Raw genomic sequence first — 21,564 nt, 5'->3', positions numbered from 1 at the left:
TTTTGACACGGAGGTCAAAATATGCACAGCGGTAGGGATAGAAGCGGTATCCTTTTTAGTGCCGGTGTATTGCAACGGCAGCCTTCGACGCGAGGAGAAGCGCTGCGGGATTTTGCAGAAGCGCTAAAAAGATACAAGCGGATAGCCCGACCTGCTTCAAACGGCAGGCCGCGTTTGCCGTTTGAAGCAGGGAACGCCCAAAATAATAGTAAAAATTACTATATATATAAAGAAGAAAAAAGTTGTTGAATGTACTGCACAGGGAGTTTTGCGCTCCGAAACCGAAAAAAACCATGTAAGGAATAGCTATGGAAGACACGGTACTTGAAATTAAAAATCTTTCAAAGTCTTTTGCTAAAAACAAGGTATTGGAAAATATCAGTTTGACGGTGAAAAGAGGGGCGGTTGTCGGACTGATGGGAGAAAACGGCGCCGGAAAATCGACGATGATGAAGTGTCTGTTCGGGATTTATGCGAAGGACGAAGGACGCTTTTTCCTTGAGAATAACTTGATCGATTTTAAGTCGCCCAAGGATGCGCTGGAAAACGGTGTGGCGATGGTGCATCAAGAGCTGAACCAATGCCTTGACCGTACTGTGATGGATAATCTCTTTTTAGGAAGGTATCCTGTCCGGTTCGGCGCGGTAAATGAAGTGAAGATGCAAAAGGATGCGGATGCGCTGTTTGCGTCTCTTAAAATGAATGTGAATGCACGCACGATTATGCGTACGATGTCCGTTTCGCAGCGGCAGATGGTAGAGATTGCAAAGGCCGTTTCGTATAATGCGAAGGTTATCGTGCTGGATGAGCCGACTTCTTCTTTAACGGAACCGGAAGTTATTAAACTGTTTTCTATTGTACGGTCGTTAAGCCGGAAGGGCGTATCGTTTGTATATATCTCTCATAAAATGGATGAGATTTTTCAGATATGCAGCGAGGTGGCGGTACTGCGCGACGGACGGCTGACGCTGGCAAAAAATATTCACGATACGAATATGAATGAATTGATTTCGGCGATGGTCGGACGTTCGTTGGAAAAGCGCTTCCCTGATGTGGATAATGAAGTCGGGGAGGATTATTTTGAGGTGCGGAATATTACGACCCGCTATGAACCTCAGCTAAAGGATATTTCTTTTACGGTAAAAAAGGGAGAAATTTTTGGGCTGTACGGGCTGGTCGGCGCGGGGCGGAGCGAGCTTTTGGAAAGTATCTTCGGTCTTCGCACTATTGCATCGGGCGAGATGCTCTTGGCCGGGAAAAAGCTCCATTTTTCCAATTCCAAGGATGCAATGGACTATAACTTTGCGCTGGTAACCGAGGAACGGAAGTTCAACGGGATGTTCGGTAAAGCTACCATTAAATTTAATACCGTTATTGCAAATCTCGAAACCTATAAAACATTCGGCGTGCTGTCAAACCGCAAAATGCAGGAGGCTGCCGACCGTGAAATAAAGACGATGCACACAAAGTGTGTTTCTGCGGATGAGCTGATTAGCGCGCTGAGCGGAGGGAATCAGCAGAAGGTGATTATCGGCAAATGGCTTGAACGCCAGCCCGACATTCTTTTGCTGGATGAACCGACCCGCGGGATCGACGTCGGGGCGAAGTACGAAATTTACCAGCTTATTATCAATATGGCGAAAGCGGGAAAGACGATTATCGTTGTTTCGAGTGAGATGCCGGAAATCTTGGGCATTACCAACCGCATTGCCGTTATGTCGAACTACCGCCTTGCCGGTATTGTCGATACCGCTACCACCGATCAGGAAGCGCTGCTGCGTCTTTCCGCTCGGTACTTATAATTGGACAGCTGAAAATCATTAAATATAATTGAACACGGATATTTACCGGAGGATAGGATGAAAGATACACCTGAACATAGCACACAGTACACGTTCACGCAGGAGCAAATTGCGCAGGCGGATACGGCAAAGCTCTTGGAGGAAGATGCCGTTCTTGCCGAGTATACGGATCGGCTCGACGCATTGCGCAAAAACGGAGTGAACAAGGTTTCCGCATTGACGCAGGAAATTGCCGCCGTACGCAAAAATAAATTGATAAGCGCCGAGGAAAAAAACACCCGGATTGCAGCCTATCGTAAAGAGATTGAAGAGGCTAAGATCGTTGCGGCGCGGTATAAGGATGAAGAAAAAGAGCTGACGCATAAGGCGATACAGCGGGTGAATGCGCTTTCCGATGCTTTTGAGCAGGAAGTAAAAAAGAATGAAAATGCAAAGGCGGCGCGGTATAAGCAGGAATATGCGGAGAAGGTGCAAAGCATTACGGAGGCGGCGGAGAAAAAGAAGCAGGAGATTACCGCCGCTTTTGCGGGGAAAAACTCCGAAGAAGAACGGCGGGAAGCGCAGCAGGAATTGACCGCTGCGAACAATGCGTTTAAGTCTGCGCTTTTCGATGCGAAAAATCAGTATCAGACGGCATTGTGGAAGTGCAAAAATGCAAAGCATCAGGTGTATGTCGATCGGGTACAGAAAAATATCCATCTGCGCAACAGTAAAACCGATTTTGCCGAGGACTTTAAACTCGGCTTAAAGGATTACGCCTATAAGTTTACTCCCGCGCAGTTCTTTTTGGCAAACGGATTGTACATTGCGATTGTAATCTTCTTTGTGGTGTGTATTATCGTTGCGCCGCTGTCGGGCAGCGGGAATCTCTTGAGCCTTGCAAATATCCTGACGATTTTGGAACAATCTTCGGTGCGTATGTTCTACGCGCTGGGCGTTGCGGGAATTATTTTGCTGGCCGGTACGGACTTGAGCGTCGGGCGCATGGTCGCGATGGGCGCGGTTGTTACCGGTTTAATTCTCCATCCGGGAACGAACATCGTAACGTTCTTCGGTATGGGGCCGTGGGATTTTACCGCGCTGGCGATGCCGATACGGGTAGTGCTTTCTCTCGGAATTTCCATCATTTTCTGTGTGATATTCAGCGCCTTTGCGGGCTTCTTTTCGGCATGGCTGAAAATTCATCCCTTTATTTCGACGCTCGCGACGCAGCTGATTATCTACGGTCTTTTGTTCTTCGGGACGAGCGGTACGCCGGTCGGTTCCATCGATGCCGGTATTAAGGACTTTTTCGGCGGCCGGTGGGAGCTTGGCGTTGTGGGCGGCGAATTGGTAACCTTCCCCAAACTGATTATCCCTGCGGTTATCGCTATTGCGATTGCGTGGTTTATCTGGAATAAAACCGTACTCGGCAAGAATATGTACGCGGTTGGCGGCAATGCCGAAGCCGCAAGCGTGAGCGGTATCAGCGTATTCAAGGTAACGATGAGCGTGTTTATTATGGCGGGGATTTTCTACGGCTTCGGCGCCTTCTTCGAGGCGTTTAAAGCGAATGCGAGCGCAGGTACCGGACAGGGGTATGAGCTGGACGCAATCGCCGCCTGCGTAGTCGGCGGTATTTCGTTTAATGGCGGTATCGGCAAGCTGGAAGGCGCGGTGCTCGGCGTTATCATCTTTACCGGTTTGACGTACTGCCTAACCTTCCTCGGCATCGACACCAACTTACAGTTCGTGTTTAAAGGCTTTATCATCATTGCCGCCGTCGCCCTCGACAGCGTGAAGTATTTGAAGAAGAAATAAAGCGCAGGGTAATCGTACCAGACGCTTATATTGATATTCCCCGCAGAACAAGTGAGGCCATTCGACCAGAGTTGAACCTCTTCGCGGTTCAAATGGTCTCACGGCCTCACTTGTTCTGCGTTCTTGCTTTATTTGTCTGGTACGATTTCCCTTTTTCTGAAATAAAAGTGCACGAAATTTTCCTAAAATTTCGTGCGAAAGGAAGATAAACCATCATCTTTTTTCTAATATCTGCTGTTTTTTATGGCTATTACTATCGGTGTTTTTTCGCTTGCGTAAGTGTAAAAAGCAGGGTATTCTTTTAACATGACTGCACATAAACGCCTCGGCATTTTAACATCGGGGGGCGATGCTCCCGGCTTGAACGCCGCTATCAGAGCTTTAGCTCGGACAGCGATGAACCGTTACGGAATGGAAGTGGTCGGTATTGAGCAAGGATACCGCGGCCTCATCGAAAATAAGTACCATATATTGACGGAGCAAGATCTTTCCGGCATCCTTGCGCGCGGGGGGACTATTTTGGGGGCTTCCCGTGAAAAACCGTTTAAAGATCGCGGCTGGCGTAATGCGGACGGCAGCGGGGCGGTGGATTGTATTAAAAAAAATTACAAAGACTTACATTTAGACTGCCTTGCCGTTCTCGGCGGCAACGGGTCGCAGACTACTGCCGATATGCTCGTAAACGAAGGCTTAAACATCATCGGTATTCCGAAAACCATCGACAATGATATTGTGCATAATGATATGAGCTTCGGATTTCACACCGCGCTTGATATTGCAACGGATGCGATCGATCGGCTGCATACGACAGCGGCAAGTCATAACCGAATTATGGTGATAGAAATTATGGGGCATAAGGCGGGATGGCTTGCACTCTACGCGGGTATTGCCGGGGGTAGTGATGTTATTATCATCCCCGAAATCCCCTACCGGATTGAAGCAATAGCCGAGCACTTGCTGGAACGCCGTAAAAAAGGAAAACATTTTTCAGTTGTTGCAGTTGCCGAAGGCGCCATATCGTTTAGCGAAAAGGATATGAACAAAAAAGCGTTAAAAGAATCGCGCAAATCTATGGTCGGTTCAATCGGATATCGGGTTGCAGGGGAGATAGAAGCGGCTACCGGCGCCGATGCGCGGGTTACGGTGCTCGGTTATTTGCAGAGAGGTGGTACTCCTTCAGGCTATGACCGCATATTGGCAACACGCTTTGGCGCCGTTGCGGCTGAGTTTGCCGCTATGGAACAGTACGGTGTGATGACAGCTCTGCAACAGGGGGTTATCACTGCCGTACCGCTCAGTAAGGTCGCCGATAAGGTTAAAAAAGTACCGGAAGACCACCCGATGATTCGTGCCGCATGGGATGTCGGCACCTGTTTTGCCGGTTGATAAGTCGGCAATGGAATCAGTTGCCGAGACCGCCTTTTTTAATTTCAAAGTGGCTAAAGCTCATTGTAAAAGAGGCGCGACCCTGTGTAACGGAGCGTAAATCGGTGGAAAAGCCGAAGAGTTTTGCCATCGGCGCTTGTGCATGAACAACATCGATATTCGGCTTTGAATCCATACCGAGTACTATGCCGCCGCGCTGCGTCATCTGGCTCATCGCATCTCCAACAAATTCCTTAGGACAGAGAATATCGACATTCATTACCGGCTCAAGCAGTTCGGGGGCGGCTTTTCGGCACGCCTCATCAAAACCCATCGCAGCGGCGGCTTCAAACGCAAAGGTTGTCGCAGTCAGCTCGTCGTATTCGGCATCGATGAGGGTTACGCCGATGTCTACGCACGGATAGCCGTATTGAATCCCCGAATTAAAGGCGCCGCGAATCGCGTGCTCCACCGCCTCGATAATATCTTCAGGCAGGGAATGCGCCTGCGGAGTGCCGCCCGTGGAAACCTTAACCGTGTTCTTAAAGCTATTCCCCGAACCTCGTTCAAGCGGTTCTACACGGAGCGTAAGCTGTGCTGTCTGTTCTTTACCGGCAAGTACCTTGCTGAATCGCTCGGTATGTTCCGCCGTTTGAGTAATGGACTCGCGATAGGTTACCTGCGGCTTACCGATACGGGCTTCCACCTTAAAGTCCTGCAGCATACGGGTTGTAAGAACGTCCAAGTGTAGCTCCCCCATACCGGAGATAATCAGCTGTCCCGTTTCCGCATCCTCACGGCTTATAAAAGTAGGATCCTCCCGTGATAGAATCGCGAGCGTTTCTTTGAGTTTATCGCTTTCCGAAAGGCTTTTCGGCTCGATAGCTACGGAGATAACCGGTTCGGGGAACTGCATAGATTCAAGGAGTATCGGCATCCCCTCGCTGCCGAGCGTGTCGCCCGTTTGTGCTAATTTGAGCCCAACAAATACGGCAATATCGCCCGCTTCCACACTGTCCATCGGTTCGGATTTATTGGAGTGCATCCGCAGGATACGGCCGATCCGCTCACGCTTTTTTTTGCCGACATTATATACCTGATCGCCTGCCTTTATTTTTCCCGAATACATACGGACATAGCAAAGTGCGCCCGCTTCCCGGTCATACTGAATCTTAAAGACCAAGCCGAGCGGCACGCCATCGCTTTTGCAGGGAACGGAAACAGGCGTTCCTTTTTTCAGCTGAATCCCCTCGGCAGGCGCAACTTCATCGGGCGCAGGAAGATAGTCTACGATTGCGTCGATGAGCGGCTGAATACCGATATTGCGCCGCGAAGCTCCGCATAAAAACGGAATATACTGCCGTTTAAGTACCGCGGTACGGATTTCTTTTTTGATAAGTTCTGCCGGAATGGGTTCTCCTTCAAGCATCAACTCCGTTACCGTATCGGAATAGGCGGAAACAACATCCAGCATTTTTTCGCGGTATTTTTCCGCCTCCGCACGGTATTGGGCGGAAAGCGGGCTGCGGGTAAATTTTTCCCCTTCCGTTTCCGCATCCCAGCGGATTTCTTCCATTGTAATCAGGTCGATAACACCTTCAAAACTTTCCGCACTGCCGATAGGAATTTCAAGCGGCATTACCGTGCAGCCGAATTTCTCTTTAACATCTTCCATCGCCGCAAAAAAATCGGCGCCGATTCTGTCCATCTTGTTCACAAAACAGATGCGCGGTACATTGTAGTGATCCGCCTGCCGCCACACTGTTTCCGTCTGCGGTTGCACCCAACCTACTGCACAGAGTACGGCAACCGCGCCGTCGAGCACACGCAGCGAGCGCTCTACCTCAGCGGTAAAGTCAACGTGCCCGGGCGTGTCGATAATGTTGATTTGATGATCACGCCAATAGGTTGTCGTTGCAGCGCTCTGAATGGTGATACCCCGGTCTTGTTCTTGCTGCATCCAATCCATTGCCGCAGCTCCGTCATCAATTTCTCCGATACGGTGAATTTTTCCGGTATAAAAAAGAATACGTTCGGTTGTTGTTGTTTTTCCGGCATCGATATGCGCCATGATGCCGATATTTCGCATAGTGTTAAGCACGTGCTGCTCCTTTTTAATCAGTGACAGTCGGTTATTTGATCCATCGTTGTGTCATAAAATACAACTTTATTTCTTCCCGTCTGTTTTGCACGATAGAGTGCACAGTCCGCTTTATGGATCATTTGTTCAAAAGTGTCTTTTTCGGTAGGTTCCCCCGCAAAAACTCCGATACTGATAGTTGTTTGTCCTACCATTTCTTTGGCATGCCGCTCATGCATCGTTTCCACTGTTTTTCGGATTCCTTCCGCAATATGCATTGCCTTTTCGGGAAGCAAGTTATACAACACAATCAAAAATTCTTCGCCACCGTATCGACCGATTAAGTCTGTTTCCGTCCGGATGCGCTTCTTTAAATCCGTTCCGATTAAACGCAACAGTTCATCGCCTGCCTGATGACCGAAGCAGTCGTTATAATTTTTAAACAAGTCGATATCAAACATCATAACCGCTATCGAAACATTATGCTCTACCGCCATTTGCCATATCTTTAAGCCGATCATATCGATATACCGGCGGTTCCCAATGCCGGTTAAGTGGTCGAGCAAGGAAAGCTCTTTAAGGGTAAAGTTGTCTTGAATCAATACCAGCTGTTTTTCCTCAAGCAGGTCTGCATACCGCTGCAGCCAATATAGCTTATGAATCTTGTAAGCCAAGAAGATAATAATGGCTATAATTACTATATAGAACCAAATCATAACGGGTGAGATGAGAAAACTTTGTCGTATGGTGAACGAGACTCTGTCTTGTACGACACTCCGATCCTCTGCCGCATTTTTTACTAAAAACGTATACGATCCGGGGGGCAGATGTGTATATTGTACATAATTTCGATCGGATGCAACAATCCAGTCTTTATCAAAGCCGACTAATTTATAGGCGTAGACCGGTTTCTTGCGTCGGGAAGAATAGGGTGCAGCAAATGAAATTTTAATATCATTTGTTTTGTAATCAAATATGAACGGCTGCTTTTTTGTATAGAGATTAACCGACTGTCCGTCTACCGTAAGTCCCCGTATCTTAATAGGTATAAATTGGAGACGGGATGCATAGAGTTTTGCTTGAGAGATTTTTAATATGCCTTTATTGGTGCCGAAGAAAAACATCCCCTTATTTTTTAAAGCGATGGGGGGGCAAGAAAAATAACCGTATTGGTGTATGTTCGTGATATTATACGCTTGGGCTGTTTGATGGGCTGTATCGAATAAATTTAAATATTTGAGTCCCGCTATCCATAAAAAGTCGTCATCTGCATCGGTTATACCGATAATCTGATTGGAGGAGAGTCCGATATCCTTTGTATAGGTACGGAAAAGTTCTGTTTTTGGGTCAAACCGGCAAATACCGCCATCGTTTGTACCGAACCATAGATATCCCTTTGAATCTTCACAAAAAGAATCGACACGGTTGGCGGAAATACCGGTCGGTTTATTTACATCATATAAATACGAAATAAAATCCTGTGTTTCGGGGACGTACCGGCATAGACCTTTGTTTGTACCGATCCACAACGTACCGCGACTGTCTCGATTGATAAAAAAGATAATGTCATTACTTAACGAACGCGGGGCGTCGGAATGACGGTACTGTGCTAGAATACCGTTTTCGGGAGAAAAATGGATAAGCCCTGCGCCATACGTGCCTATCCAGAGGGTATTATCTGAATCTTGATAGATAGACCGTATCAAAAAACTTGAAGCATCGGATATCCGGTTATTATATAATGAAATAGGCGTAAATGAAGCAGTGGTTGAATCAAAGAAAAACAGACCTTTGTTGGTACCGACCCATGCTTCCGTATCGCTGGTGGCACTGATAGAATAAATGAGTGCGCCGTTCACTTGATTTTTGCCTACTATGAACGGGAACTCTTCCGCTTCCCACTGATAAAAACTATATCGAACGAGAATATTATTGGAGGCTGCCCAGAGATAGTTATTACTGGCGGTTAAACAAGCAATACTATCATCAAGATGCAATAATTTTTTTTTGCTTGCGTAAGATTCGGCATGGAGCGGTACTGCAATATCACCCGAAAGGCGGTTTAAATCCGCTATATTGAGTGCATCCGCCGTTCCAACAAACAGCATGTTATATTTATTTATAAAGAATGAATATACGACATTATTGGTTAAAGAACCCTCCGGGTTTTGATTCGCTTTATATGGGGTTACTTCTTTTGTTTTTTTGTTGATGATGTATATTCCGCCGCCCCATGTCCCCACTGCAATGTATTCGTCGGTAAGAAAATTATTATAGAGCGTATATATCCGTGCATCCGGCAGCGAGTATACCTCATAGCTGTTGTCGCCGGGCGTAATCCGGACAAGCCCGATACCCCAGACGGAAAGCCAGTACACACCATCGCTATCTTCTATAAAGTGATACACGACACCGCTTTTTCCGGGGCACCCTTCGGGTATCAAGCTACACGGTTCAAAAGCTCCTTCCGATTCGTTGTATTGCCATACTCCGTTATATGTTGAGGCATAGATGATACCATGAGAGTCTTCGCTGATGGATCGGATAGTATTGTTCCCGATAAAAGAATGATATTGATGGTTATTAAAAGGTATAAAGTTTTTGCAACTTCCATCGCGGCAAAAGTATAATCCGTTGATTGTCCCTACCCATAGCTGCCGTTTTGAATCGCGAAAAATCGCTGTAATGACATCATCGCTGACAGGAAAATGTTTGAGTATTCCGCTTTTGGTATCGAAACGCTCTAATCCGCTGTATGTACCAAGCCAAAGTACATCATCAGTATCCATATAAATGGTTTGAATTTGACTTGAGCGCATAGTGGTATTGTCAAAGGGAAGGTGTTCGTATTTTTCGCAAGTAATTCCGTTATACTTAATGAGTCCCGAACGGGTAGCAAAATACAGACAATCTTGACTGTCTTCTGCAACACCGACAACTGCATTAAAGGGGAATAAAGCCGGTTCGGTATAAAATGAAAGCGGCGCCAAGTCCGTACAAAATACTAAGCCGGCCATTAAAAAAAGTATGCTAACGAATGTAATAAAATATTTCACGCCTACTCGCACGCTCCTTTTACAGAGGAACAATCCTAACATGAGATGGCACTATATTCATCTCGTTGCAACTTATTGGAATACATATTTCAAGAAACAGTTATTAAACAGTTATTAAATATGAGAACATTGCTTAATGAGATGTGTTTTCGGCAGCTGTTCCTTCGGAAGATTGAGGAGCCGTTTCGGTATTCTCCATATTGCCGGTTCCATTAGCATCGGATGATGCCTCTTTCCACCATTCTGTTGCCGTTTCTGCCTGCTGTATTTGAGCATCCTGCTGTAAACCGGAATCTCCCGGACTCTTGTTTAACCATGCAAGGAAGAACGTAACAACAAAAAAGAGCGTTATCAGTGTATATGTTGCTCTTGTCAATATGTTGCCGGAACGTGAGCCGAAAGCGGAATTCGATCCGCCTGAAAAAAGACCGCCTAAGCTGTCTCCTTCTTCATTCTGCAATAACACCAGTCCGACAATCAAAAACGCAACTATAATAAAAAACACCAATAATGCGATACTTATTCCGCTCATAAATACTCCAGATTTAGTAAATTATCCTTCATTATATAAATAATTACAGGGTTATGCAAGCATTATTTCTTTTTGATGACATCAAATCCGCAGTAGGGTACCAATGCTTCAGGTATTTTGATGCTGCCGTCCTTCTGCTGATAGTTTTCGATAATAGCAACAAGCGCACGGGACACAGCAATCGCCGTACCGTTCAGCATGTGCACGTATTTGTTTTTCCCGTCATCGTCTTTAAACCGTACATTAAGGCGGCGTGCCTGATAGTCGGTACAGTTCGATGTAGAGGTAACCTCACCCCATTCTCCGCCGTTGCGCCCGGGCATCCATGCTTCCAAGTCCCATTTACGGTAGGCGGGAGCGCCGAGGTCGCCGGTACAGGTATCAACAACGCGGAACGCAATTCCTAAACCGGTGAATATTTCCTCTTCGATAAGGCGAAGTTTTTCGTGGATGGCATCGGATTCTTCGGGGGTGCAGTATACGAACATCTCCAGCTTGGTAAATTGATGTACACGATACAATCCCTTCGAGAACTGACCTGCTGCTCCCGCCTCACGCCGGAAACAATGCGAAAGACCGCAATACATCAACGGAAGTTTTGCTTTTTCAAGGATTTCGTCTGCGTGGTAGCCGCCGAGCGTAATTTCCGCTGTGGCAACAAGGCAGGTGCCTTCGTCTTCTATAGTATAGACATTTGATTCGCTTCCGCGCGGGTTAAAACCGATACCGCGGAGGATTTCTTCTTTCGCAACGTCAGGGGTAATAAACGGTGTAAACCCGTGTTTACGAAGTATGTTCAGCCCGTATAGCACCAACGCCTGTTCCAAAAACACTGCTTCGTTTTTAAGATAGTAGAATTTTACACCGGAAACCTTTGTTGCAGCATCAAAATCGATTAAGTCAAGTTCTTCCGCCAGCTGCACGTGATCTTTCGGTTCAAAATCGAACTGAGGAACGGTGCCGACCTGCTTTACCTCGCAGTTTTCCGTATCTTCCTTACCGACGGGAGCATCGGGATGCGCCATGTTCGGAATCTGCATCATCGCTGCCTCAAGCGCCGCTTCTTTTTCTTTTAAAGCTGCTTCGGCAGCGGCAATTTCGGCTTTAATCGCCTTGCCCGTTTCGATGAGCGCATTGCGTTCTGTGGCATCCTTTGCTTTTTTCATCGCAAGGGAGTTTTCATTCCGTTTTGCCTGAAGCCCTTGCAGCGCAGTTACCATTTCAGTCCGTTCATCAAAGAGGCGGACGGCAGCCTCCGCATCGGCATGCATAGCACGGTTAATAATATTCTGTTTAACCGCTTCCAAATTATTTTTGATAAATCGATAGTCAAGCATAATGGTTATTTTATGAAGTTCCGGCACTTTATGCAAGCGTTTTCTTATTTTTCAATTTTATATTTTATATTGAGGATTTACGTCGTAAAAGTCTGCGGGTAGAATATCCATCAGGATGATATTGTGATATTCCATATTTCTGATTAAGCCGTCGCGGATTTCTCCTATTTTTTTAAAGCCGACTTTTTCGTAGCAGGCGACGGCACGCCGGTTAAAGTCATACACTCGTAACAGAATATTATGCAAGTTGAGTTTTTTAAAAGCGTAATCCAGTAGCAGCGACAGCGCTTCTCGCCCGTATCCCTTACCCCAATAGCTCTTATTGCCAATGAAAATACCGATTTCCGCCGTCCGATGAAGGTGATTGATGTCGATAAAGCCGACATTACCGAGCAGCTCATTAGTCTTTTTGTCGATGATGCCGTAATTGTGATCTTGAGCAAGTTTTTTTAGAAGCTCTCTTTCGCCGTCGACGGGAATAATCGACGAAATTAATTGCAGATTTTCGGTAACTTCCACATCGTTCAGCCAAACGGCATACTGTTCGGCATCTTCAAGGTTAAGCGGCGAAAGGTAGCATTGAGTGCCTATCAGTTTTTTTATGTACATAAAGGTCTCCTTTTGAAAATGTATTTTGGTATAAATGAATTTTCTGTTTCATCAAACATCTGGGAACCTCTAAAAACGGCAAGCCTATCGGCTTGTTCTGTAAGGAAATGGTTTATCGTATCCGCTAACGCGGATTGCGAATCAGTTTTCAGAGGTTTTCCTTAAGTTTATTTGCGATAATTTATATCCGTTAATATTAAATTAAAGAGATTTATTTAAAATAATTAATCCTCGTAATGTCCCGTACAAGCAAAAATTACTAAATTTCCGTTTGAATCAACATTATAAACGAGTCTATTCTCATCATTGATTCTTCTACTACAGGCTTTTATATATTTAAGAGGTTCAGGTTTACCCAAACCTAATAATATTCCATCTCTTGATATACTTTTTATCAATTCATTTATTTTTTTTACAATAACCTTATCTTTCGATTGCCATTCTACATATTGTGACCATGCTGTTTGAGTCCAAACAATATTCATTAATCAAAATCCTCTAACGATTTGACAATTATATTTCCAGATTTTGCTTCTTCTATTGAACGATCAAGCATACTTAGATATTCTGCATTTCGTTTTGCTTTTTGGAGGAGATTATATTCATTCTCGGAAATCATTACAACATTTTCATTTTTTGGACGAGAGATAATAAGTGTTTCGCCACCAAAAACTTTGTCACAAAAGGTATTAAAATTATTACGGATATCTATACTCTTTACCGCAGTCATAATATGCCTCCTATGGAAAAATAGTGACTTTCGTATTTAACATAACATATATTTCATGCAAAATCAATTTTTATTCGTGCGAGGGTTTAATACCCCGACACTTGCGTCGTAACAAAGGGTATTAAAGCCGACTGCAACCACCTTATAGAACACACAGTGCGAAACATTGAGCACTGTGCCCCGACGCTTGCGTCGGGGGTGTTGATTTAAAAACAATATTAAAATACAAAAGTACAGTTTGCTTTTTCTTAAATAGATGATTAAGCTCGTTGTCTAAAGAAGATAGGATGGGGCGAAGGGGATGGAAATAATTTTGCAATTTGTAATTGGTAATTGGGGGATTACACATTATCCATTGTTTACCTATCACCAGTTGATTACTGCGCACTTCTAAAGCTTTTCGATTTCTTCAACAGAAAGACCTGTTCCTTCGGCTATTTTAGCAATGTCGATTCCAAGGCGCTTAAATGCTACGGCCGTTTCACGCTTTGTTTGGTATGAGCCTTCTGAAAAACCTCGCTCAATGCCTCGTTCAATGCCTTCAGCAAAGGCGATTTCTCGTTCTTCGGCACGCTGTACGGCTATATCGGTTTCATAATCATATTCGGCTATTAACAATATTGATTACCTCCTCTTTTGCAAATATGCGGGCATCTGCGTTGTCACATTGCCAAAAGCGTACATCCGTGTACACTTTTGGCAGCGAGTTTCAGCTGTGCCGAAACATCGCTTCTGCATAATACGAGCGGCATCCGTGCCGCTGCTGAAAATGCTCGACGTATCAATACCGCCATGGACGGCGGTGGTTCTATGCAGTAGCGAGTTTGCATTGCAAACTCGAAGTCCCAAAATATACATGGACGTATATTTTGGGCTGTGTCTCCGCTTTATTTCGGCTAAGTTCCTAGCATCTGCTCCGCCTATTTGCAAAAGGCGGTTCAGGACTGTCATGGATGCTGCTACTGAACATCCTCAACGTATCAGAACGGACACGGATGTCCGTGGTGTAAGTCAGCAACGAGTTTAGACGTAAGGCTAAACTCGCAGTTAAAAAATATACACGGATGTATATTTTTTAACGTGCATGCGGTACTTTTTTGCCTAACTCCTTAGCGAAACGCATATATACGACCCAATTAGTTAATCGCTGCTACCTCTTCTTGCGAGAGTCCGGTCATTTTTGTAATCATACCAATATCAAAAGCTTCAAGCTTCATCAGTTTTGCTGTTTCGAGCGCTTTTTGGCGGGAACCTTGGGATATTCCTTGAGATATTCCTTGAGCAAAGGCTATTTTGCCTGCTTCTTCCCGCTGCACTGCTATATCCGTATCATAGTCATATTCGGCTATTAACATGTTGATTACCTCCCGTGCTTTTCTTTGTAAATATTCTTTTAGGATCCCTTTTTCTATACATATCTTTACTGCATTAGTAAAGCCGTTTTCAGGGTCGAGTTGTGTTTGGATTCTCACTTCTTCTACAAACAGGCTGTATTCGTCGAGCGTTTTACACGTCTTGAGTATTTCGCCACCTTTATCTTTATTTATATTCAGTACCCGTACTGTCAGCTCCAGTGGTACCTGTTCAGGTTTTGTAATAAAAGCATCGGATAGTTTGAGCGTTATCGTTTCCGGATAATCTTCTATGCCATTGTAAAATACATAGAACTCAGGTGTCGGTATTTTTGATAGTGTTCTTAAATACCTGTCGGTTGGTTTTTGCAGTTTTTCATACAGTCTTGCGATGTATTGCAAAAAGCGTAAGGGCATATTCTCGTTTATTGTCGATTGATGTTCTGCCAATACAATAATCTTATCGTCTACAAGGCAGGAAACATCATTAACAATGTTCATGTACATTATATTATCAAGCCTTATATTTTCTACAGGACAGGAAAGCGGTAAATTAGTATGATGCAAGGCATTGTAAAGAGATAAAAAGTTTTCTTTAGCCTTTTCATCTTCACTGAATAGGTCAACGAATACTGAATCTTTATACTTTCTGTTTGCCGTACTCATAGCAGTTTCCCTCACTTATTGCAGTATAGCATAACTTACTCGGATGTTCAAAGAGATCGAATAGGGGAAGCTTTTTCTTTTTTTTGATAAAAAGAAAACTCTTCCCCTCTGACCCCATAATCCACAATTATCAATTACCAATTACCCATTACCCATTAAATCAATTCCCCATTCTCTTAAATGTCGCTCGGGATTCCTAAGTTATTCGCTTTTTGCATCTTCCAGTGCTTTACGTTTTTTGCGTCCTCAAAGGCTTTTTTAAGGGTTTCGGGAGTGGTGAAGTCTGTGCAGTTGCCTTCGGTAACGTTTGTTCCTTTCATATAAACTATAGCCCATGCACGGTCGCTTATCTCACGAGTCGGCAAATCGTTAAAGAGCTTTGTGAAGGCATCGACATTAAGCTTATTTCTGAAGCATAGCAGGCTTTTCAAAGAGGTGCAACCTTGCACGTTAAGCTCGGCAAGCTGATTGTCCCCACACTCCAGCTCTTGCAATGCGGTTAAGCCTTGCACGTTAAGGCTGGTGAGCTTATTGGTTTGGCAGTTAAGCTCTTGCAAGGCAGTGCAGTCTGACACGTTAAGAGTCTTGAGCTGATTGTCTTTGCAAATGAGCTCTTGCAATGCGGTTAAGCCCTGCGCGTTAAGGCTGGTGAGCTTATTGCTTCGGCAGTTAAGCACTTGCAAAGCATTTAAGCCTTGCACGTCAAGGGCGGTAAGCTGATTGTCATTGCAGATAAGCTTTTGTAAAGGGGTGCAGCCCTGCACGTCAAGGGCGGTAAGCTCATTGCCTATGCAGTTCAGCTTTTGCAATTTAGTTAAGCCGTGCACGTTAAGTTCAGGTATCTGATTGGTTCTGCAGTAAAGCTCTTGCAATTCAGTTAAGCCTTGCACGTTAAGGGCGGTAATCTTATTGAACTGGCAGTTAAGCTTTTGTAAGGCAGTTAAGCCTGACACGTCAAGCTCGGCAAGCGGTCTGTTACCGCCTACATTGTTATCACCGCTACAGTTAAGCTCGATGATGTCTCCTATGAGGGCAAGCTTGTTGTCTGTGGCTGTTACGGTCAGTGTGGTTTCCGCATCGCTTAAAAGCTCCGTCTCGTTGCAGCCTTTCACAGTTATGGGCTTGCCGTCAGCTGTCTTTGCCTTTACTTTTACGGTGTTTTTGCCTGCCTCAAGGGTGAGGAGGGCTTTTTTTGGCTCAAAGCTTACGGTGACGGCGGCAGGCTTTGTTACAGTAAGCGTGTATTCCGTGTTTGTGCCTGCTTCGGCGATGACCTCTTCGCCGAGCTTCCACTCTTTTATCCTATAGCCTGCGGCTGGCGTTGCGGTGAATGTTACGGTTTTGCCGTGCTCGACGGTGTTGCCCGAAGTGATTTCGCTGCCGCCGACCGTTGCTTTAAGCGTACCGTTTTCGCCTTCTACGCTGAAAGTTATGGGGTATTTGTTTATCTTCCACTGTGCCGTGTATTCCGTATTTATGGCGGGGAATGCTAAAGGGGAAGGCGGAGCGGGAGACCATCCTTTAAAAGCGTAACCCTCTCGTTCGGGAGCGGGGGCTGTTAAGGCTGTTCCGTATTTGCCTGTTTTTATGATATCGGCCGTATTGCCGCTGACATTGCCGCCTGCAAGTTTAAAGGTTACGTTCACCGTATTGCGCTCGTAATAGAGTTCTACGACGGTGCTGCTGTCAGCATTTATCGTACCTTCTGTCTGTACGGTGTTGTTTACTTTGGTAAGCGCAGACTTGTAGGTAAAGCCTTCGTAAGCTCCGCCGGTTTTCGGCGTGTATGCGGCGTTTGTTCCGACCGTACCGTTTAAGTTTTCGGTTTCCGTCGGTTCTGCAGGATAGCCGCCGTCTATTTTTTCCTGATAGTGTTTTACTGTATACGAGGCTTTGCCGGGAGGGAGTTTTTCAAAACGTACCGTTACGGTTACCGCTTTCTCAATTTTAAGCTGATAGGAATTGTCGGTACCGTTTACGGCTTTTCCATCGAGCGTCCAGCCCTTTACCTTGAATCCGTCGTTAGGTGTTGCGGTAAAGGTTACGGTTTTATTCGCTTCTACTTCGTTACCGCTCTTTATTTCCGTTTCACCTATCTTTGCGGTAAGGGTACCCCCCCCCCCCCCCCCGTCTACGTTAAAGGTTACCTTGTATTTGGTCGTTACCGTTTGCACCGTCGGCTGTTTACAAGCGGTAAAAGCCATCGCTGCAAGCGTAAAAAATGCAGCTATGATGAGCGCCGCGGCTCCTCTAAAGGTGTGCGCCTTTTTGCCGGTTCTCAATTTTGTCATATAAACCTCCTGTCTTTTTAATGGGTAATTGGTGATGTGTAGTTTTAATGCGTAATTATTGGCTTGTCGCCAAATCAATTACCAATTACAAATTACCCATTATTAATTAACAATTATAATAGAAAAAATCTTCTTAATAAAGCAATTTTAATGAAAAAAGAACTCTGGTTGCTTAAAAAGAACCATGGTTACAGACAAGGGGAGTGAGGGGAGAACGCTGCCTGATGGCGAATTTTAGCAAAGCCAAAATATCGCTGCTGACAGGATGTCAGTGTTTCTCCGCAGAATCGAGTTTGTGGAACAAACTCGAAATTAAAAAATGTACACGGATGTACATTTTTTAATGATGCCGTCCGTGGCTGCCTCGTTAACCGAAGAGTTTGTTGTTCGGCAAACGTCACAGATTGTATGCCGTTTCTCACTAAAGTTACGAAACGGCGTAATGCAACAGTTTCCAAAGTTTATACTTTGGAAACTGTTGCATTTTAAAGAACGCTCTGCGTCGGGGGGTGTTGATTTTTTACCGTGCGCCCGGAATCTTTACGACGATGTTTGCAAGTTCCGGTTTCTTTTCAAGGTCTTTTTTTAAGCCTTCCGCGCGTGCCTTGTTGACATAGTCGGGTGACTGGAATGAATAGGTGAACTTGGTATGCACGTCGTAGGTACCCTTCATCAATGCATACGCATCTTCCGTCATAACGAGTTCTTCGTCGGTGGGGATAACGAATATCTTTACCGGCGAGTCATCAGCGCTGATGCAGGTTTCCGCGTTGCGGGTGCGGGCAAGCGCATTCTTTTTGGGATCAATCTTGATACCGAGATGAGTTAAGCCTTCGCAGACGGCGAGCCGGGTATCAAAACCGAATTCTCCGACACCGGCGGTAAAGACGATCGCATCAGGTTTTTGCCCAAGTGCAGCGATATAGGCGCCGAAGTATTTCTGCAAGCGGTAGACTTCCATATTAAAGGCGAGCCGTGCCCGCTTATCGCCTTCTTCCATCGCTTTTGAAACATCGCGGCGATCGACATATTGTCCGGTAACGCCGAGCAAACCCGATTTCTTGTTCAATGCAGTGTCCATTTCCGCCGGTGTCATACCGGTTTTTCTCATAATATAGAAGGGAAGCGCCGGGTCACAGTCGCCGGAGCGGGTACCCATGACCAAGCCCTCCAAGGGGGTCAGTCCCATCGAGGTATCAAAGCACTTGCCCTGCTTAACGCAGCACATCGAAGCGCCGTTCCCGATATGAGCGATAACGATATTGGTATCTTCCGGCTTTTTACCGAGGATGACGGCGGCGCGCTTTGCCGTGTAGAGGAAGCTGGTGCCGTGGAAGCCGTAACGGCGGGCGGAATATTTTTCGTACCATTCGTGGGGGATGGCGTACATAAAACTGGTTTTGGGCATAGTCTGGTGCCATGCCGTGTCGATAATTGCGCAGTGCGGCACATTCGGCAGTACTTTCTGAGCAGCTTCGATACCCATAATATTGGCGGGATTGTGCAGCGGGCCTAAATCCTGCACTTCGCGGAATGTGTTGAGAATTTCGGGAGTTACGATCACCGATTTGATGAACTTGTCCCCGCCGTGAGTTACGCGGTGCCCGACAGCCTTAATAACGCTCATATCGGTGATAACCCCCACGGACGAATCCGTCAGGGTCTTAATGATAAGCTCAACTGCGTGTGTGTGGGTGGGACAAGGACTTTCCAGCACATACTTGTCTTTGCCCTTTGCCTCGTGGGTAATAACGCTGCCGGGCTGGGTTACCCGCTCTACAACACCCGATGCAAGGACGGTTTTGTTGTCCCAATCATACACCTGATACTTTACCGAAGAACTACCGCAGTTCAATGTCAAAATAACCATGAAAAAACTCCTATTTATTGATAATAAATGTAGAATACCGATAGACTTTCTCTCTTTAAAGAGCTCCTATCATCTATGAGTGTTCAGTATATAGCGAAATCGGGGAAATGTCAAAAAGGAAGCCTGCCGCTTGGAATATTTCAGATGCGGGAGCTTTCCTCCAGTGTTCGTATGGAGTGAATTTTGCAAACAGAATGCATATAAGCCGTAAATGCGCTCCTCGCTTTAATCAGCACTTCCTTAGATGTATAATTCATTTTCTTGCAAAAATAGAGTTTTTTAAATCATCTACATGATCGCGTCTTTGGTATAGCATTCTGAATAGATCTATTACTGCTTGCTGATAGGCTGGTCACATAACGGGCGGCGGATAAGCTGCATTTGCGCCTTTGCTGTCGCGAAGCGTAAGGCAAAGTTGGCGAAAAAGTTGCGGTGCCGTATAGACACAGCAAGCAACTTTCGTGACAAAACAAATGTCAGTATTGAAGAGGGGTGTTATGCTATTCTTCAATATATAATTTGTCACGTTCAATATAAAATATCTTTCCATTAGAATCTAACTCTCTTATATTTTCGATTGTACTTTCAATATTAGCTTTTATAGAATTATTATACCTGTCCCGAGTTATTTCTCTAATACCTGTAATTATTGATTTTATTTCAATTACTTGTTGTTGCATTTTTATATTTGAAGCATTTTTTAATTGATGAATTATAATATCAATTTTGTAGTCTAACTGTTTTACTGTGTTTAAAAAGAGAACATCATCATCTGTATTTAATACAGACTTTATATCTTCAGCATTTTTTTCTGTAATACTTGAAGACAAGAAAAGAACAATCAATTTTAAACAACTTCGAGTTTCATATGCAAGTTTCAAGAAATCTTTATTTCTTCCCAATTCATTTCTAAGTGAACCATCTGCTATTTTATTTCTTTCTAACAATATTTTTAATTCATTTATTTTTGAATTTAATCTATTTTCAAAATAATAGATTTGTGAAGTTAGATTGTTTATTGTTGTAATTATATTTGAAATAATAGAATTTTTATAAGTCTCTGATTCTAAAATTATAGTCTAATCATTTTTTATTTCTTGCAGAAATATTGTTGAAGAAAAAATCAAAGCTTCTTGTGTTGTATCAATCTGATGCTGGACTTCTTCGATATTTTCCGTAAGAGCTTTTATCGATTGATTGATTTGAGCCATAAAATATTGACCGGTAATCATTGAACCACTGAAAAAACTGCTAACGGAGATACTAAATTTGATAATGATTGCAATCCCTCTTGTCCAACAATTCTACTAGAGCCGTCAATTATACTAGTTGTATTTAAGCCAGCATTTGCTCCATTTTTAATTTCCATTAATGTCCCTGTAACGCCTTTAGGAAAAATAACTTTGTAAGATTTTGATAACTGCTCTGCTGTAATCATATTGGGAATTTGATTAATAAGCATATTTGCAGAACCTATTTCTTTTCGATTCTTGCGTTCTTCAGTATCAGGTAAAACTTGAATAGTAGGAAGTTGGTAAGTATTATTTCCGATCATTTCCATATTTCTATTTTTCCTCGGCATATTCTTCGTCTAATATTTTCGAATTCTGTTTCCATGTTTTATACTTATCCAAATCACCTTTTACAAATGGAATACATAGTCCTAAAATAAAAATATCATCAAGCCATCCAATTACAGGGATAATATCTAAAATTAAATCAATTGGGGATAAAATATACAAAAGTGTACATATTATTGCAGCAATAGCACCTACAGGAACTTCTTTATATTTTCCAGAAAAAACATCTTTCAACATTTCAAAGAAAAGTGGTATATAATCAGCATATTCTCCAAAATTTCCTTTTTTTACTTTTTCTTTAATCTTTTCTTCATTTTTAAATACTTTTTCAAAATCATTATCTGTATATTGATATGATTTGAAGCCTTCAAATTTTTCACTTGCTTTAACTTTTTTCTTTTCATCAAATTTTTCAGACACAAATTCCTCCATATATTACTGCAACGCATTCAGGCGTGTGAGCATAACGGGCGGCGGATAAGCTGCAAGAAGCG

20 protein-coding genes are annotated in these 21,564 nt (G+C 44.2%); 5 read left to right on the top strand and 15 right to left on the bottom strand.

Annotated features, from left to right (window positions below):
- The first annotated feature begins 21 nt into the window (after nucleotides 1–21).
- The 4 genes from ABK01_RS02870 (at nucleotide 22) to ABK01_RS02855 (ending at nucleotide 4,988) form a co-directional block, all read left to right on the top strand.
- Entirely contained in the window at nucleotides 22–249 is a 228-nt protein-coding gene (locus ABK01_RS02870; protein ID WP_253676188.1) for a hypothetical protein, read from the top strand.
- 59 nt (nucleotides 250–308) lie between these two features.
- Nucleotides 309–1,802 (top strand): sugar ABC transporter ATP-binding protein, encoded by a 1,494-nt coding sequence (locus ABK01_RS02865; RefSeq protein ID WP_253676187.1) that lies wholly within the window; start codon nucleotides 309–311, stop codon nucleotides 1,800–1,802.
- Nucleotides 1,803–1,859: 57 nt separating this feature from the next.
- Complete coding sequence (locus ABK01_RS02860; RefSeq protein ID WP_253676186.1) at nucleotides 1,860–3,602, top strand: ABC transporter permease subunit; 1,743 nt, start codon at nucleotides 1,860–1,862, stop codon at nucleotides 3,600–3,602.
- Between the two features lie 306 nt (nucleotides 3,603–3,908).
- A complete protein-coding gene (locus tag ABK01_RS02855; RefSeq protein WP_253676185.1) occupies nucleotides 3,909–4,988 on the top strand; it encodes a 6-phosphofructokinase in 1,080 nt (359 codons plus the stop codon).
- Nucleotides 4,989–5,004: 16 nt separating this feature from the next.
- Here the strand turns inward: ABK01_RS02855 and fusA are convergent, their stop codons facing one another.
- The 8 genes from fusA to ABK01_RS02815 all read right to left on the bottom strand — a co-directional run bounded on the left by fusA (nucleotide 5,005) and on the right by ABK01_RS02815 (nucleotide 13,929).
- Nucleotides 5,005–7,068 (bottom strand): elongation factor G, encoded by a 2,064-nt coding sequence (gene fusA / locus ABK01_RS02850; protein ID WP_253676184.1) that lies wholly within the window; start codon nucleotides 7,066–7,068, stop codon nucleotides 5,005–5,007.
- Nucleotides 7,069–7,085: 17 nt separating this feature from the next.
- On the bottom strand, nucleotides 7,086–10,064 hold the full coding sequence (locus tag ABK01_RS02845; RefSeq protein WP_212565984.1) for a ligand-binding sensor domain-containing protein: 2,979 nt from the start codon (nucleotides 10,062–10,064) through the stop codon (nucleotides 7,086–7,088).
- Between the two features lie 172 nt (nucleotides 10,065–10,236).
- Complete coding sequence (gene secG, locus ABK01_RS02840; RefSeq protein WP_253676183.1) at nucleotides 10,237–10,635, bottom strand: preprotein translocase subunit SecG; 399 nt, start codon at nucleotides 10,633–10,635, stop codon at nucleotides 10,237–10,239.
- 62 nt (nucleotides 10,636–10,697) lie between these two features.
- Entirely contained in the window at nucleotides 10,698–11,972 is a 1,275-nt protein-coding gene (gene serS, locus ABK01_RS02835; RefSeq protein WP_253676579.1) for a serine--tRNA ligase, read from the bottom strand.
- 57 nt (nucleotides 11,973–12,029) lie between these two features.
- Nucleotides 12,030–12,581, bottom strand: a complete 552-nt coding sequence (locus tag ABK01_RS02830; protein ID WP_206182202.1) for a GNAT family N-acetyltransferase — start codon at nucleotides 12,579–12,581, stop codon at nucleotides 12,030–12,032.
- Between the two features lie 224 nt (nucleotides 12,582–12,805).
- Nucleotides 12,806–13,066, bottom strand: a complete 261-nt coding sequence (locus ABK01_RS02825; protein ID WP_253676182.1) for a Txe/YoeB family addiction module toxin — start codon at nucleotides 13,064–13,066, stop codon at nucleotides 12,806–12,808.
- The gene (locus ABK01_RS02820) at nucleotides 13,066–13,311 is read right to left on the bottom strand and encodes a type II toxin-antitoxin system Phd/YefM family antitoxin (protein WP_253676181.1); all 246 of its coding nucleotides are present in this window, start codon (nucleotides 13,309–13,311) and stop codon (nucleotides 13,066–13,068) included. The genes ABK01_RS02825 and ABK01_RS02820 overlap by 1 nt, the downstream gene beginning before the upstream one ends.
- Before the next feature lie 390 nt (nucleotides 13,312–13,701).
- On the bottom strand, nucleotides 13,702–13,929 hold the full coding sequence (locus ABK01_RS02815) for a hypothetical protein (RefSeq protein ID WP_253676180.1): 228 nt from the start codon (nucleotides 13,927–13,929) through the stop codon (nucleotides 13,702–13,704).
- A 78-nt stretch (nucleotides 13,930–14,007) separates the two neighbouring features.
- Here ABK01_RS02815 and ABK01_RS11690 point away from each other — a divergent pair, with 78 nt between their 5' ends.
- Nucleotides 14,008–14,130 (top strand): hypothetical protein, encoded by a 123-nt coding sequence (locus ABK01_RS11690; protein ID WP_256481854.1) that lies wholly within the window; start codon nucleotides 14,008–14,010, stop codon nucleotides 14,128–14,130.
- 317 nt (nucleotides 14,131–14,447) lie between these two features.
- Here the strand turns inward: ABK01_RS11690 and ABK01_RS02810 are convergent, their stop codons facing one another.
- The 7 genes from ABK01_RS02810 to ABK01_RS02780 form a co-directional block, all read right to left on the bottom strand.
- A complete protein-coding gene (locus ABK01_RS02810) occupies nucleotides 14,448–15,329 on the bottom strand; it encodes an Rpn family recombination-promoting nuclease/putative transposase (protein WP_253676179.1) in 882 nt (293 codons plus the stop codon).
- A gap of 176 nt (nucleotides 15,330–15,505) precedes the next feature.
- A complete protein-coding gene (locus tag ABK01_RS02805) occupies nucleotides 15,506–17,620 on the bottom strand; it encodes an InlB B-repeat-containing protein (protein WP_253676178.1) in 2,115 nt (704 codons plus the stop codon).
- 520 nt (nucleotides 17,621–18,140) lie between these two features.
- The gene (locus ABK01_RS02800) at nucleotides 18,141–19,490 is read right to left on the bottom strand and encodes an acetate kinase (RefSeq protein WP_253676177.1); all 1,350 of its coding nucleotides are present in this window, start codon (nucleotides 19,488–19,490) and stop codon (nucleotides 18,141–18,143) included.
- A 500-nt stretch (nucleotides 19,491–19,990) separates the two neighbouring features.
- Entirely contained in the window at nucleotides 19,991–20,437 is a 447-nt protein-coding gene (locus ABK01_RS02795; protein WP_212565975.1) for a hypothetical protein, read from the bottom strand.
- A 132-nt stretch (nucleotides 20,438–20,569) separates the two neighbouring features.
- Nucleotides 20,570–20,722: a hypothetical protein gene (locus ABK01_RS02790; protein WP_253676176.1), complete on the bottom strand. Its 153-nt coding sequence runs from the start codon at nucleotides 20,720–20,722 to the stop codon at nucleotides 20,570–20,572.
- Complete coding sequence (locus ABK01_RS02785; RefSeq protein ID WP_253676175.1) at nucleotides 20,719–21,051, bottom strand: hypothetical protein; 333 nt, start codon at nucleotides 21,049–21,051, stop codon at nucleotides 20,719–20,721. Before ABK01_RS02785 ends, ABK01_RS02790 begins: the two co-directional genes overlap by 4 nt.
- Nucleotides 21,052–21,055: 4 nt before the next feature.
- Complete coding sequence (locus tag ABK01_RS02780) at nucleotides 21,056–21,490, bottom strand: YkvA family protein (protein WP_016522667.1); 435 nt, start codon at nucleotides 21,488–21,490, stop codon at nucleotides 21,056–21,058.
- Between the last annotated feature and the right edge of the window lie 74 nt (nucleotides 21,491–21,564).

Origin of the sequence: Treponema sp. OMZ 305, assembly GCF_024181325.1 — a bacterium.
GTDB lineage: Bacteria > Spirochaetota > Spirochaetia > Treponematales > Treponemataceae > Treponema.
Note: the sequence above shows the minus strand (reverse complement) of the source record. Positions and strands in the feature narration are given on the sequence as shown.